Raw genomic sequence first — 14,530 nt, 5'->3', positions numbered from 1 at the left:
TACTCTCTCCCACCCTTCTCATGCTAGACAAACACGGCATTGCCCGGCGCATCGCGCAGGAAGTCAAAGACGGTTACTACGTCAACCTGGGCATCGGCATTCCCACGCTGGTGGCCAACTATATTCCCCCCGGCATCAACGTGGAGCTGCAGTCCGAAAACGGGCTGCTGGGCATGGGGCCCTTCCCCACCGAGGCCGAAGTGGACCCGGACCTGATCAACGCCGGCAAACAGACGGTGACCACGCTGCCCGGCTCCAGCCTCTTCTCCTCGGCCGAGTCGTTCGGCATGATTCGCGGGGAACACGTGGACCTGACCATCCTCGGCGCCATGGAAGTATCGGAGCGCGGCGACATTGCCAACTGGAAGATTCCGGGTAAGATGGTGAAGGGCATGGGCGGCGCCATGGATTTGGTGGCCTCGGCCAAAAACATCATCGTGGCCATGCAGCACGTGGCCAAGGACGGCTCCTCCAAGCTGCTCACCGACTGCACGCTCCCCATCACCGGCCTGCGCTGCGTGAAGAAAATCGTGACCGAGCTGGCCGTTATCGACATCACCCCCGACGGCTTCGTGCTGCGCGAGCGGGCCCCGGGCGTCACCGTGGAGCAGATTCAGGCCGCCACGGCCGGCAAGCTGGTCATTCCGGCCGGCGGCGTACCCGAAATGACGGGCGTGTAGCCGCTGACGCTGATAAATAGAAAAAGGGCCCGTTGCGCAGCGCAACGGGCCCTTTTTCTCGTTCAGGCTCGGCCTTTATTGGATGAGCACGCGCTGGGCGGGCAGCGGTTGACCGTCGGGTAGCCAGACGCGCAGCAGGTACAGGCCCGTCGCCCGCCCGGCCGTGGGCAGGCGCAGCTCGCCCGCCCGGGCCGTGGTCAGCAGCGTACCCAGCGCGGGCAGGCGCTGCCCCAGGGGCGAGAGCCACTCCACGCGCGCCTTGGCGGCGGCCACCCCGGCGGGCAGCTGCACGGTGAGCAGCTCGCCGGCCGGCACCGGGTTGGGCCACAGCTCCAGGCTACGCCGCTCGGCCGCCGGGCGGGTGGGCAGCGTGGTAGCCGGCTGGGTGCAGAGCGTGAAGTCGCCGATGATGTTCTGGCCCGACGACCCGTTGGAAATAGCCAGGTAGTAGGGCTGGCCGGGCGTCAGGTCGTCGAACATCACGGTGCCCAGGGCCCGCGGCGCCAGGTTCTCGACGAGGGTATTCTGGCAGCTCACCAGCTGAAACGGCCCGCTGCAGGTGCCGCCGGGCGTGGTGGGCCGGTACAGCCGGGCCGCCGCCACCGTCACGTCGTCGCAGCGCAGGGTGAAGGCCGTGGTGGTGGGCACCACGCGGTACCACACATCCACGGCATCGGTGGTGTAGCCGCAGTTGGGCACGGGCAGGCGTACCCCGCCGGTAGTGGTGGTGCGGGTGGCGCCGCGGGTGGTGCCCACCACGGGGGCAGCGCACTGCCCGGCGGCATCCACGGCCAGCGGCAGGGCCCCGCAGGGCTCGTCGTTGGTGATGCGCGGCCGCAGGCACAGGGTGTAGCGCAGGCCGGGCTCCGGCTGGGGCAGCGTGCTATAGATGCGCACGTAGTAGGTACGCCCTGGCACCAGGCTGTTCGACCCGATGGCCGGACCGACCAGGCGGATGCCCGGCGTCCAGCCGGAGGAGGAGCTGGGCCCCTGGGCCACGCTTTCGAGCAGCTGCATGCCGCCCTGCAGCAGGGTTTCGCCCCCCAGAAACGCCGTCATACCCGAGGTGGTATTACCAGGCAAAGCCGGCGGGGCCACGAAGCTAAACCACACGTCGCGCTGGGGCAGGTCCGCACCCGTCGGCTGAAACGAGGGCGTGGCCCCTACGAGCGTGAATTCCGTGGGGTTGGTGCAGGTGCCGGCCACCGCCGAGGCGGTCAGCGGCAGGGCACCGGTTATTTCATCGTTGGCGGGCACGGGTTCGTCGCGCAGGGCTATTTCAAACGTGGCTTCGCCGTCGGGCCGGATGGCCGTGGGCACGGCCGTGGCCAGCACCCGCACCCAGTACGTTTGGCCCACCACCAACCCGGTCAGCCGCAGGTGCGCCGGCAGCGGCACCTGGCGGTCGGGGCCAAAGCTGGGGTCGGCGGCCCGGGCCAGGGCGCAGGCCAGCCGCTGCGGGGCCACGCTGGCCGCGCAGGGCGTAGCCCCGGGGCTGCTGAGCACTTCCACCACCGCGTCGCGGGTGCTGTTCAGGTACAGGCCGTGGGCGGCGGACGTCGCCACGAAAGAATACCACACGTCCGCGTCGCCGGCGGGCACGGGGTTCGGGCCCGAGCTGGGGGCTGCGGAGCAGGGCGAAGCCGGGTGCGCCAGCCCGGAAAAGGTAGCTCCTTCCAGCGTGCCCCGGGTGCGGGGCGCCAGCGGCGCGGCCACGGTCAGCGGCGTGGCCCCGGAGCATTCGTCGTTGGCCGGCGGCGCGGCCTGGCGGCTGACGGCAATGTTGAACGTGGCGTTGTCCAGCACCACGGTTTCCCACTGGTTGTACACCCGCAGCAGGTAGGTGGCGCCGGGGATAAGCTGCGTCAGCGGCAGGCGACCGAGCCGGTTGGCCGGCACCACGATGCACGACTGGTAGTTGGTTGGGGCCGTGGTGCAGTTGCTGAGCACCTCCACTCCCACCTGGAACCGGGCCGTCAGCTGCACCTCCGCCCGCGAGGCGGGCGCCACGAAGCTGTACCACACGTCCTTGGAAGGGCCGCCCCCCCCGAGCGCGCAGGCGCCCAGGCCACCCTGGCCGAGGCCGCTGGCCGTAGCCCCGCGCACGGTGCCGGCCGTAGCCGGGCCCACGCCCGGGGCCGCGGCCACCGTCAGGGGCTGGGCAGTGGAGCAGTTATCGTTGGCCGGCACGGTGATTTGCGTGCCCAGCACAGCCAGCGTAAACGAGCTGATGCCCGGCGTGAGCTGGTACAGGCGCAGGAAATACGCTTGGCCCACGTTCAGGCCGGAAAAGCGCAGCGGCGCCGGGCTCACGGCGCAGGCCAGCGGCCCGAGGCCGGGGTTGTAGTTGTCGCGCAGCTCCACCACGAAGCCGTTGGTGTGGCCGCTGCTGGCCCGCACCCGGATTTCGTGGGTGGTTTCGGTGGCCCGAAAGGCGTACCACACGTCGCGCACGCCGGGCTGCCCGCCGCAGGTGGCATTGGGCGGCAACGACGCGGTAGCGTCGGCGCAGTCGCCCCAGGTCAGGTTGTTGTCGCGCGTGGTGGGGGCCACCTGCACCCACACGGCGCTGCGGCCCTCGTCGTTGGCGGCGGGTGTAAACGTGCGGAAGCTGCCCCGGGGCGAGCGGACGGCGGCCACGCCCGGGCCGCAATCCACTTCGACGAGGTATTCATACTCGGTGTCGGGCACGAGCCCGGTGAGCGTGGCCGAGTCGCCCATCACGCCGCGCACCACCTGATCGGCGGCGCTGCCGAGCACGAAGCCCCGGGGCCCGTAGTGCACGCGTGGGCTGCCCCCCGCCCCTTGCGGATTCAGCCGCCAGGTGACTTTGGCCGTAGTGCGCCGCAGCTGATCCAGGCTGGTGTACAGCGGGGCTTCGCACGGCGGCAGCGTGTTGGGCGTGGGCGTGAAGCGGAACAGCTGGCCGGAGGCCGGCTTGGTGAGAATGACCGAGAAGGGCGCCGGCGGGTTCAGGGTCGGCGCGCTGCCCAGGTCGCTCAGGGCCAGGTACCGGCTGTAGCCCAGGCCGAAATCGTAGATGCTCAGGCCCGCGTAGGCGCCGCTGTTGGGCTGCGAACTGTCGAGGCTGCCGGCCTCGGCGCGGTAGCTGTACTCGATGCGGTTGCTGCCTTCGTAGAGGCGCACCTGAAACGACACGACGGGCTGCGGAGCGCCCTTGCCCCAGCGCCAGTTTAGCCACTCCATGGCAAACACGCGGTTCGGGGCCGTGCCGGTGGTGGCGTAGCGGGCCGTGCCGCCGGTGCCGCTCAGGTCGGCCCACAGCGGGGCGAGCATGGCTTCCCCTTCGCGGTAAAACGACAGCGAGTACGGCTGGGGGGCGGAGTTGCGGGGCAGGGTCTGATCGGAGAAGCTCAGCCAGCCGTTCGACGACGCGTTGACGTCGGCGTAGTAATGGCCGCCGAGCACCACCACGAAGCCCAGCGGCACCCGCGTGGCCACCGCATCGTCGGTTTCGAGGGCGGGCAGCGCGGTGGCCCCGGCGCCGAGGGGAGCGTAAGGGCTGTTCTGGGCCTGAAAGGTGTAGCCGTTGAGCGTTTGGGCGCGCAGGGCGCCGGCGCTCAGCAGCAGCCACAGCAAGACGGTAAACGAGTAAAATCGGGGCATAGAAGCGGGTTAGGACACGGAACACATTTGGGCGTTGAAGCTACTATATAGACGGCATTAGGCGCCATTTTGGCCGGCCTGAAGCGGCAATAAATTTACCGCCGGCCGTGGCCCGCCCCGCGCCGACTATATTGCTCATTGATAAGCCAACGCCCGCCTATGCGCCCAAACCTTTACCCGCTGTTGCTCCTGCTGAGCGTTTCCCCGGCCGCCTGGGCCCAGACCTCGCCCAGCATCGACCGCACCGACATGCCCGTCATCGGCGACACGCTGCGGCTGAGCCAGGCCGCGCCGGGGCTGCCGGCCGGCGCGCCGCCGCTTACGCGCCGCGGGCCCAACCAGACCTGGAACTACGCCGCGCTGACGCCCACGGCCCAGCGCGTGGAGCGCTACGTGCCGCTCAACACCACAGCCCCCACGCTGCAGTTCACCTTCGGCCCGCTGGGCGGCGTGAACCGCGCCACGCTCGTGTCGCCCCGCAGCCTGCCCGCCGGCCTGCCCGTGCCCATTGCCGATCCGGTGGAATTCTACAACCTTTCCACCAACGACTTCCGCTCGGTAGGCTTCGGCGGCACGGTCAGCGGCTTCGGCGTGCCCGTCACTTACCAGAGCCAGGCGCAGCAGGACGTGATTTACCGCTTCCCGCTGAGCTTTAGCAGCCCGGCCGACTCCAGCAACTCCTACTTCCAGATCAGCCTGCCGGGCACGGGCTACCTCTCGCAGCGCCGCAAGCGCGTAAACCGCCCCGACGCCTGGGGCACGCTCACCACGCCGTTTGGCACCTTCCAAACGGTGCGCCTGGTGACGCGCCTCGAAGACCACGACAGCGTGGTCGTGGGCGCGGGCCCCGGCCAGGGCCAGACGCTGCCGGTGCGCCGCGAGTACAAGTGGCTGGCCAAGACGGTGCACGTACCGGTGCTCACCATCACCACCAGCCAGGTGGGCGGCCAGGAAATCATTACGGCCGTGGAGTACCGCGACGTGTACCGGCGCCTGCGGCCGCTGAGCGCGGCTGGCGGCCGGCCTTCCCGCCCTCTGACCGCTTGGCCCACCGGCGCCCCGGCCGGCGAAGCCGTGCACCTGCAGCTGCCCGCCCCGGCCGACGTGCAGGTAACCGATGCCACCGGCCGCATGCTGGGCCGGTATCGGCTGGCGAGCGGCACGCAGCAGCTGCCGCTGGAGGCGGCCTGGCAGGGGCTGCTGCTGCTGCGGGTAAGCCAGGCCGACGGCACGGTGAGCCGGGGCAAGCTGGTGCGCTACTAGCGCGGGCATTTTTCAGGATGAGGACGGGCCGCGTTTGGCACTGCCTGGTGCGGAACGAGCTGGCCGCGGCTGACCACCTGGCCGCGGCTAACGGGCGGCGCTGGAACACCGCCGCCCCTCCCAACGTTGCTATGGACTGCGCCCGCGCGTCCATTCCCGGCCGCGTACTTTTGCCGGGCGCTTCATCCCTTCGCACTCATGGCTTCGACTTCTTCCGCCAAATCCAATGGCCAGGCCAAAAAGGCCGATAAAAAACCGGCGGCTACCACCGTTGCTACGGTGGCCGGCCCAACCAACACCTCCGAGGACGGCAGTCCTATCCCGGCGACCGTAGCGGCCCACAAGCTGGTGCTGCGCACCCTGCGCAAATCCGACTACAAGGCCGTGCGCGACATCATGGACCAGGTGTACTCCAACATGGAAGGCGCCTGGGCCCAGGACGAGTACAACAACCTGCTCAAGAAATTCCCCGAGGGCCAGATCTGCATCGAGGACAACGGCCGCGTGGTGGCCGCGGCCCTGGCCATCATCGTGCAGTATTCGGACTTCGGCGACCGGCACACCTACGTTAAGATTACCGGCAACGGCAAATTCGACACCCACAACTCGGACGGAGACACGCTCTACGGCGTGGACGTGTTCGTGGACCCGGAGTACCGCAACCTGCGCCTGGGCCGCCGCCTCTACGACGCGCGCAAGGAGCTCTGCGAAAACCTGAACCTGCGCGCCATGGTGGCCGGCGGCCGCATTCCCGGCTACGCCCAGTACGCCAGCGAAATGACCCCGCAGAAGTACGTGGAGATGGTGCGCAACAAGGAGTTGTCCGACCCCATCCTCACCTTTCAGCTGGCCAACGATTTTTACGTCCGCAAGCTCATCCGCGGCTACCTGCCCTACGACGGCGACTCCAAGGCCTACGCCACCCTGCTGGAGTGGATCAACGTGTACTACGACGAGGACTCGGAGAAGCTGATCGGCAACCAGAAGTCGAACGTGCGCATCGGCATCGTGCAGTGGCAGATGCGCGGCACCAAGAGCCTGGAGGACCTGTTTCAGCAGATCGAGTTCTTCGTGGATACCGTGTCGGGCTACAAGGCCGACTGCGTGATGTTCCCAGAGTTCTTCAACGCCCCGCTGATGGCCCTCACCAACGAGGACACCCCCTCGGTGGCCATCCGCGCCATGGCGGCCTTCACCGAGCCGCTGGTGGCCAAGTTCATGGAGCTGGCCGTGAGCTACAACATCAACATCGTGGCGGGCTCCATGCCGCTCTACACCGACGGCAAGCTGCACAACGTGGCCTACCTCTGCCGCCGCGACGGCACCGTGGACGAGCAGTACAAGCTGCACGTGACCCCCGACGAAGCCTCCTACTGGGGCATGCGCGGCGGCAACAAGCTCAAGTGCTTCGACACGGACTTCGGCAAAATCGGCATCCTGGTGTGCTACGACGTGGAGTTTCCCGAACTCTCGCGCATGCTCTCGGATGAGGGCATGAAGATTCTGTTCGTGCCGTTCTGGACCGACACCAAGAACGCCTACCAGCGCGTGCGCCTCTGCGCCCAGGCCCGGGCCATCGAAAACGAGTGCTACGTGGCCATTACCGGCTCGGTGGGCAACCTGCCGCGCGTGGAAAACATGGACATCCAGTACTCGCAGTCGGCCGTGTTCAGCCCCTCCGACTTCGCCTTCCCCCACGACGCCATCGTGGCCGAGGCCACGCCGAACACGGAGATGACGCTCATCGCCGACCTCGACCTGGACCTGCTCAAGGACCTGAACAGCTCCGGGGCCGTGCGCAACCTGCGCGACCGGCGCAAGGACCTGTACTCGGTGAGCTGGGTGAAGAAAACCGAGCGCGACGACGAGCTGCTGGCCCAGGGCGAAGACCGCAGCAGCCTGCGCGCCGGCCGCAAGAACAAGCTGCAGCACACCGCCGGCTAAGCGCTGCCGAACTGGGAAAGCCTAACGGGCCGCTATCTTGCGGCCCGTTATTTTTTTGCTTGTATGCTTCGTCGTCTGATACTGCTGCTCAGTGTGGGGCTGCTGCCGCTCGGCCTGCTGGCCCAAAGCGCCAAGCCCCGGCGCATCGATACCCAATACGAAAAGGGCACGCTGACCAACGGCCGCCCTTCCGGCCTGTGGCAGTACTTCGACAGCCGCGGCCAACTCGATTTATCCATTGACTACGATTCGAGCCGCGTCGTATTCGTACGGCCCGACACAGCCCGCTACCGCCTGCGGGTGGGCACGGAGTGGCGCGAGGCACGGCACGGCCGCGCGCCCCGGTTTCTGGGCAGCCTGCCCACGCTGATGCAGTACTTGGGCATGCACATGCGTTACCCCGGCGCCGCCCTGCGCGACCGGCAGCAGGGCACGGTGGTTATTGGATTCACCGTGAACACCCAAGGCCAGGCCACAGACTTCGCGGTGGAGCAGTCCGTGTCGGCGGCCTGCGACGAGCACGCGCTGCAGGTGCTGCAGGCCGCCCCCAACCGCTGGCTGCCCGCCGTGCACCTGGGCCGCCCCACCGAGGCGCGGTTTCGGCTGCTGGTGCATTTCACGCTGGCCGGCCGCGGCGAAAGCGGCCAGGACGTGGCGCGCCGCGTGGGCAGCCCGGCGCGCCGGCCGGATGAGTTGGAAGTGCTCGTCACCGCTTACGCACCCCGGTAAAATGCCACACGGCCCGCTGCAGCTGCAGCGGGCCGTGTGGCGTTGGCAAGTACGGCGGGCTACTTAATCCTCCGTGCCGCGGTGCGGGTTGTTGGGCTCGTTGGTTTCCCAGTTGCGGGTGCCGCTGTTGCGGAACCGGTCGTCGCCGTGGTGGGTATCGTCGAGTTCGGGCGGCGTTTCCTGGCCGTATCGGGGCTGAAAGCCCTCCGGCGTGGCGGCTGCGGCGGCGCCTTCGGGCTTGCCGAATTCGCCGTAGTTGGGGCTATGGTTACCGTGGCCCACGGTGAGCTGGCCGGTCTGGCCTTCCTGCGGACGCTTGTGGGCGGCGTTTTGGCCGCGCTGGATGTTTTCGTCTTTATCGGCACCGAGGCCGTGAAATTCGTCGGGGTTTTGGCGGAAGCTCGATTCGTTGTTCATGGGGACGGGCGCCGGGCGGAATGCGTATCTCCCGGCCCTTGGCAGTACGCAAGCGGCGGGCGCGGAGTTGGCCGCAGCACCGGGGCCGCCGGCTTTACTCGCTGGTTTGGGCGGCCAGGTGGGCGTTGTCGCGGAGCACCACCAGCAGAAACTCGTGGTCGGGCATGGTCGTCTGGATGCCAGTGAGCGTGCGCACGCGCTGGGCTACGTCGGCTAGGATGTGGTAGGCCCCGCGCTGCTCGCTCTGGGTGACCAGCTCCTGAATCAGGCGCACGTCGTGGTCGGACAGGCTGGCCACCTGCGGAAACGTGAGCCGGTAGTGCGGGTCCACGTGGGCGGGGCCGAAGAGGTGGTTGTCGGCCGTGGTCTGGCGGCGGCCCAGCCGCACCACGGAGGTACCGGCGGCCAGGTCGCCGAGGCGCTGCCCGCGCCCGCTGCCCAGGATGCAGGCCATGGCCACCACGCCGTAGATCAGGTCGATGTCGATCAGGCGTAGCACCCAGCGCACCAGGTACTGAGTAAAGCGCGGCGGCGTGCCGCTCAGGCTGATGACGCGGATCTTCATGATGCGCTTGCCGATGCTCTGGCCCTGGAAGAACGTCTCGCTCAGCAGGTGGTAAAGAAACACCGGCAGCAGCACAAACCCGAACAGCACGATGGTCAGCGTATTGCCGGAGTCGAGGCGCAGCCCCGCGCTGGGTCGCAGCCCGTACACGCTCAGCAGCACCCAGAGGATAATCCAGCCGATGATAACCAGGAGGTCGAGCAGGGTGGCGGCGATACGCTCGCCCACGGAAGCGGTTTCGTACTCGAGCGTGACGTTCTGGGTGGTGGGGATGCGTAGCAAGGCCATGCGGCGCGCGGAAAGAATTGCAGAATGCCGTCAAAAGTATCATCTTCCGGACACGTTTTGCGCCCACTCCGATTGGCTGGGCGTTTCTTTATGCGCGAAGTGGTATTCATCCGCCGCAACCATGAGCGGTGGCATTCTTACGAACACGAGCCCGCGGCCACGCCCGAGGAGGTAGCCGAACGCTTTGTGGCCCTCACCGACGACCTGGCCTACGCCCGCACCTTCTACCCGACGGCGCCCGTTACGCAGCACCTCAACCAGCTGGCCGGGCGCCTGCACGAGCAGCTATACCGCCGCCCCCTGGCCCGCAAGCAGCGCTTCGGCCACTTCTGGCTGACCGAGCTGCCCCTGCTGGTGGCCCGGCACTGGAAGCCCCTGCTCGCCTCCCTGGTAGCCTTCCTGCTGTTTGCCGGGCTGGGCGCGCTGTCGGCCGCCGAGGACGATACCTTCGTGCGCCTTATTCTCGGCGACGGGTACGTGAACATGACCCTGGAAAACATCCGCCGCGGCCGCCCCACCGACGTTTACGGCACGGCCCCGGAGGTGCAGATGTTTCTCTTCATTGCCTACAACAACGTGCGCGTGGCCCTGACCACCTTCGCTTTGGGCGCGCTGGCGGGGCTGGGCACGGTGTACGTGCTCTTCAAGAACGCGGTGATGGTGGGCAGCTTCCAGTACTTCTTTATCGAACAGGGTGTGGGGCTGCGGGCGGCGCTGGCCATCTGGCTGCACGGCACCATCGAAATCAGCTGCATCGTGCTGGCGGCCGGGGCCGGGCTGGTGCTCGGCGGGGGGCTGCTGTTTCCGGGCAGCTACCCCCGCGGCGAGGCGCTGCGCCGCAGCGCGCAGGACGGCATGAAGCTCATGGCCGGGCTGGTGCCTCTCATCGTGCTGGCCGCTTTCCTGGAAGGCTTCGTGACGCGCTTGGCCCCCCGCCACCCGCTGAGCGTGAGCGTGCCCGTCATTGCCCTGTCGTTAGTGCTGATTGTGGGCTACTTCGTGGTGTATCCGTGGTGGCTGCACCGCCGCGCGGCCCGCGGGGGCTACGTACTGCCCGACGCGGATGCCGAGGCTCCCTGATTTAAGTCGTTTTATTTTCTCCAGTTGCCTATATGAGCACTTCTACCTCCACGGTGGCCGCCGCGCCGCCCACCTTTAGCCAGCCGGCTGACTTCTACCAAACCCGCGACTTCGGCCAGAAGTGGGAAGCCGCCGCACAGCTGCTGCGGGAGCACGGCCGCGTCTTCTTCGCCACCCTGCTGCGCTACACGGCTCCCTGGCTGCTGCTGGGCACCGTCGTCGAAGTGGCCGTGGCTACCCTGCCCGATGGCACTCCGGGCGCGGGTTTCCTTGGCGGCATCTTCCAGCGCGTGGGCTTGGTGGTGGGCACGGGCATTACCTTCGGCTTTATCCGGGCCCGCATGAACCTCTACCAGACGCCCGGCCACCAGCTCACCGTGGCCGACATCTGGGCGGCCACCAGCGGCACGGGCGCCTACTTCGGCCAGTACATCATCAGCAACCTGCTGACCGTTTTTGCCATGTTCCTGCTGGTGCTGCCCGGCATCTACGTGGCCGTGGCCCTGACGCTGCTGCCCGCCGTGTTCTTCCTGGAAGACAACGGCATTTCGCGCTGCCTCTCGCTCATCAAGGGCCACTGGTGGTCCACGTTCGGGCTGGCGCTGGTGTACGGGCTGGTCTTCATCGGGCTGCTGTTCGTGCCGGCCATGGTGTTCGGCGCCCTGGTAGCCACCGGCGGCGCGGACAAATCAGCCGCGTTTACGCTGCCGTTCAGCGTGCTCACGGCCCTGGTGTTTTTCTTCCTGAACCCCACCATGAACCTGCTGCTGGCCTTCAACTACTTCAGCATCGTGGAAACCAAGGAAAGCCCGGGCCTGGAGTGGCGCGCCGCCCAGCTGGGCGCGGCCCCCGAGGCCCCGGCCCCCGGCGACGACGCGTACGCCCCGCCATTCGGCGGGACGTTGTAACTTCTGCCTTCACGCTTGCTTATCCCCTTGCCGCCCATGGAACCGCAACGCCCCGCGCCCGTCTACCAAGCCGAATCGGCCCATTCCTTTACCACGCCCCAGGATTTCTACCGCCTGCGCGACTTTGGCCAGAAGTTCGAGGCCACCCTGGCTTTCCTCGGCAAGCACGGCCCCAACCTCTACAAAGTGCTGCTCGTGCCGCTGGCCGTAGCCCTGGTTCCGCTGGCGTTGCTCATCCTGCTGGCGGCCAGCAACCAGGAGTTGTTTGAGCGCAACAGCATGGTGGGCCTGACCATGCTGCCGGCCTTTATCGGGCTGGGCCTGCTCATTCTGGCCGCCCTCATGGCCCAGTACGCCATGATTTACGGCTTCGTGAAGTGCCGCATGCACCAGCCCGACCCTGCCCAGCCGCTGACCGTGGGCGAGGTATGGGCCGAAGCGCGCCAGCACATCCTGCCGCTGCTCGGCTACTTCCTGGTGGCCGCCGTGCTCATCGGCATCGGGATGCTCTTCCTCATTCTGCCGGGCATCTACCTCTACGTGGTGCTGCTGCTGTTGCCCTGCGTGGTGGTGTTCGAGGGCAGCGAGTTGGGCACCAGCTTCAGCCGCTGCTTTTCCCTGATCAAGGGCAAGTGGTGGTCCACCTTCGGCCTGTTCCTGGTGGCGTCCATTGCCATCGGCATGATTTCGGGCGGGCTGGGCACGATCATGGCCGGCGCGCTCATTGCCACCGACGCCGACGTGCCCACCGATGGCGTGATGGGCGCGGGCTTCGTGCTCACGCAGGCCATTCAGATGGCGGTGAACTTCATCCTCTACCCTGTGCTCTACATCCTGTTGATGTTTCAGTACTTCAACCTGGTGGAGCGTCGCGACCATGTAAGCCTGCAGTGGCGCCTGGAGGAGTTGGGCCTGACGCCCACCATCCCGGCTGGTCCGGCCTCCGATGACGCACCCTTCCGCCCCAGCTACGGCGACCAGACGCTCTGATGCCCGTTTTTTCCGCACCGTTTCGGCGCGCCGGCGCGGTAGCCGCGCTGGGGCTGGCCCTGCTCACGGGTGCCCCCGGCCTGGCCCAGCCGCAGCCGCGGCCGTCGGCGGCCAGCGTCACCGGTCGGGCGCGCCCCGCGGCCGCGCCGGCGGCCGGCGTACGCGACTTCCCCGCCGCCACGCTGCGCCGGCTGCGCGCCGACGAAGACCTGCAGTACCGCGAAGCCCCGCCGGCCGACAACCCGCTGCGCCGCTGGTGGCAGGATCTGATGCGCCGCTTTTTCAGCACGGTTTTTTCGCCTGACTCCGTGGTCTACTGGCGCCTCGTGTTCTACGCGCTGGCCCTGGGTGCGCTGGTACTGGTGGTGATGCATCTGCTCGGGCTGAAGCCGGCCGAGTGGCTGCGCAGCCGCGGCCGGCGCGTGGCCGTGCCCTTCGCCGTGGAGGCCGACGACGTGCACGAGGCGACGCTGCCCAAGCGGCTGCGCGAGGCTGAAGAAACCGGGCAGTGGCGCCTGGCGACCCGGCTCGGGTACCTGCTGGTGCTCAAGGCCCTCACCGACCGCGGCCTGATTGAGTGGCTGCCGGAGAAAACCAACCACCACTACGACGCGGAGCTGCGCCTCAGCGCGCCGCGCCAAGCCTCCGCCTTCGGGGCCCTCACCTGGCAGTTTGAGTACGTGTGGTACGGGGAGTTTCCGCTCACGGCCGCCCAATACGAGCAGGTGCGCGCCGACCGGCAGGCCTTTTTATCCGACCTCCACGCCAACCGCGCCGCCTGATGCTCCGCTCGATTCGCTGGCCCCTTACGACCTTGGGCGTCCTGACCCTGCTGTGGGTACTGATCATGGCCGGCGCCCCCAAGCAGCTGGACTGGACGCCCTCCTACCGCAACAGCCGCAAAAACCCGCTCGATACTTACGCCCTGTTTCAGCTTCTACCCGCGGTGGCCCGCGGGCCGGTGCAAACTACGCGCCGCTCGCCCTACGAGGAGTTGCAGGACTCCGCCGCGGCGCCAGCCACCTACCTCTTCGTGCAGGAAGAGTTTGAGCCCGGCCGGGCCGATGCCCACGCCCTGCTGGGCTACCTGCGGCGCGGCGGCACGGTGTGGATTGCCGCCGAAAACGTGCAACGGCTCGGCGGCGTCGACAGCCTGTGGAGCGGAGTGCCCACGGGCATGACGACTCACCGCTACGACTACAAGCCCCACAAACCCGACGACACGCTTTCCGTGCGGCTGACCGCGCCGGGCCTCGGTGGGCGCACCGCCCGCCTGCCCGAGCGCGCGGCCACCGTAGCGTTTCACACCGATTCCCTGGGCCGGCTGGAAGATTTTGCGGGCCGCGACTCGGCGCGCCACCAGCAAGCGGCCACGGTGCTGGCCGTCAACAACCGCCGCGAGCCGGTGCTGCTGCACCTGCCCGTCGGGCGCGGCCACCTGTACCTGTGCACGGTGCCGGCGCTGCTGAGCAACTACGGCCTGCTGTACCGGCAGAACGCCCGCTTTGCCGCCGGGGCCCTGGCGTACCTGCCGGCGGGGCCGGTGCTCTGGGACGAGTTCTACAAGCAGGGCCGCGCGGGCAACGACTCGCTGCTGCGCGTGGTGGAGCGCAGCCCGGCGCTGCGCTGGGCCTGGTACGGCCTGCTGCTCGGCGGAGTGCTCTTCGCCCTGCTCGGGGCCCGGCGGCGGCAGCGGCCGGTGCCCACGCTGCGGCCCCTGCCCAACACCAGCCTGCAGTTTGCGCGCACCGTGGCGGGCCTTTACCGCCGCGGCCGCAACCACCAGCCGCTGGCCGCCCTGCGCATCCGCCTCTTCTTCGATTACCTGCGCACCCGCTTTCAGGAGCCCGTGCCCGCGGGCATCGACGCGGACTACCCGCGCCGGCTGAGCCTGCGCACCGGCGTGCCCCAATCCGACGTTACTGCCCTGCTGGCCCGCCTGCACGGTTTTCTCGATGCGGAGCACGTGTCGGAAGCCGAGCTGCACCAGCTCCACCAGCTGCTCACCGATTTTCGCCGCCGGGCCGAGGCCTGACCTC

Annotated in this window: 12 protein-coding genes; 9 read left to right on the top strand and 3 right to left on the bottom strand. The window is 68.1% G+C overall.

Annotation, left to right across the window (positions count from 1 at the left end; translation table 11 throughout):
• Positions 1-20: 20 nt before the first annotated feature.
• Entirely contained in the window at positions 21-680 is a 660-nt protein-coding gene (locus tag ACYVKQ_RS20535) for a 3-oxoacid CoA-transferase subunit B (protein WP_460677235.1), read from the top strand.
• 75 nt (positions 681-755) lie between these two features.
• Here the strand turns inward: ACYVKQ_RS20535 and ACYVKQ_RS20530 are convergent, their stop codons facing one another.
• A complete protein-coding gene (locus tag ACYVKQ_RS20530; RefSeq protein WP_460677234.1) occupies positions 756-4,307 on the bottom strand; it encodes a fibronectin type III domain-containing protein in 3,552 nt (1,183 codons plus the stop codon).
• A 159-nt stretch (positions 4,308-4,466) separates the two neighbouring features.
• Between ACYVKQ_RS20530 and ACYVKQ_RS20525 the strand changes: the two genes are divergently transcribed.
• From ACYVKQ_RS20525 to ACYVKQ_RS20515, 3 genes are all read left to right on the top strand, one after another.
• Entirely contained in the window at positions 4,467-5,570 is a 1,104-nt protein-coding gene (locus ACYVKQ_RS20525; protein ID WP_460677233.1) for a hypothetical protein, read from the top strand.
• Positions 5,571-5,768: 198 nt separating this feature from the next.
• A complete protein-coding gene (locus tag ACYVKQ_RS20520; protein WP_460677232.1) occupies positions 5,769-7,514 on the top strand; it encodes a GNAT family N-acetyltransferase in 1,746 nt (581 codons plus the stop codon).
• A 63-nt stretch (positions 7,515-7,577) separates the two neighbouring features.
• Positions 7,578-8,243 carry an energy transducer TonB gene (locus ACYVKQ_RS20515; protein ID WP_460677231.1) on the top strand — a complete coding sequence of 222 codons (666 nt, stop codon included), beginning with the start codon at positions 7,578-7,580 and terminating at the stop codon, positions 8,241-8,243.
• A 63-nt stretch (positions 8,244-8,306) separates the two neighbouring features.
• Here the strand turns inward: ACYVKQ_RS20515 and ACYVKQ_RS20510 are convergent, their stop codons facing one another.
• Together ACYVKQ_RS20510 and ACYVKQ_RS20505 are read right to left on the bottom strand one after the other, a co-directional pair.
• Complete coding sequence (locus ACYVKQ_RS20510) at positions 8,307-8,660, bottom strand: hypothetical protein (RefSeq protein ID WP_460677230.1); 354 nt, start codon at positions 8,658-8,660, stop codon at positions 8,307-8,309.
• Positions 8,661-8,754: 94 nt separating this feature from the next.
• Positions 8,755-9,513: an RDD family protein gene (locus tag ACYVKQ_RS20505; protein ID WP_460677229.1), complete on the bottom strand. Its 759-nt coding sequence runs from the start codon at positions 9,511-9,513 to the stop codon at positions 8,755-8,757.
• Positions 9,514-9,603: 90 nt separating this feature from the next.
• Here ACYVKQ_RS20505 and ACYVKQ_RS20500 point away from each other — a divergent pair, with 90 nt between their 5' ends.
• Genes ACYVKQ_RS20500 through ACYVKQ_RS20480 form a run of 5 tightly spaced genes read left to right on the top strand, consistent with a single transcriptional unit; the run spans position 9,604 to position 14,526 of the window.
• A complete protein-coding gene (locus tag ACYVKQ_RS20500) occupies positions 9,604-10,593 on the top strand; it encodes a stage II sporulation protein M (RefSeq protein WP_460677228.1) in 990 nt (329 codons plus the stop codon).
• A 32-nt stretch (positions 10,594-10,625) separates the two neighbouring features.
• A complete protein-coding gene (locus ACYVKQ_RS20495; protein ID WP_460677227.1) occupies positions 10,626-11,501 on the top strand; it encodes a hypothetical protein in 876 nt (291 codons plus the stop codon).
• Positions 11,502-11,537: 36 nt separating this feature from the next.
• Positions 11,538-12,491 carry a hypothetical protein gene (locus ACYVKQ_RS20490; protein WP_460677226.1) on the top strand — a complete coding sequence of 318 codons (954 nt, stop codon included), beginning with the start codon at positions 11,538-11,540 and terminating at the stop codon, positions 12,489-12,491.
• The gene (locus ACYVKQ_RS20485; protein WP_460677225.1) at positions 12,491-13,273 is read left to right on the top strand and encodes a DUF4129 domain-containing protein; all 783 of its coding nucleotides are present in this window, start codon (positions 12,491-12,493) and stop codon (positions 13,271-13,273) included. Before ACYVKQ_RS20490 ends, ACYVKQ_RS20485 begins: the two co-directional genes overlap by 1 nt.
• Positions 13,273-14,526 carry a DUF4350 domain-containing protein gene (locus tag ACYVKQ_RS20480; protein ID WP_460677224.1) on the top strand — a complete coding sequence of 418 codons (1,254 nt, stop codon included), beginning with the start codon at positions 13,273-13,275 and terminating at the stop codon, positions 14,524-14,526. Before ACYVKQ_RS20485 ends, ACYVKQ_RS20480 begins: the two co-directional genes overlap by 1 nt.
• Positions 14,527-14,530 lie beyond the last annotated feature (4 nt).

This window comes from Hymenobacter coalescens (assembly GCF_054783195.1).
Note: the sequence above shows the minus strand (reverse complement) of the source record. Positions and strands in the feature narration are given on the sequence as shown.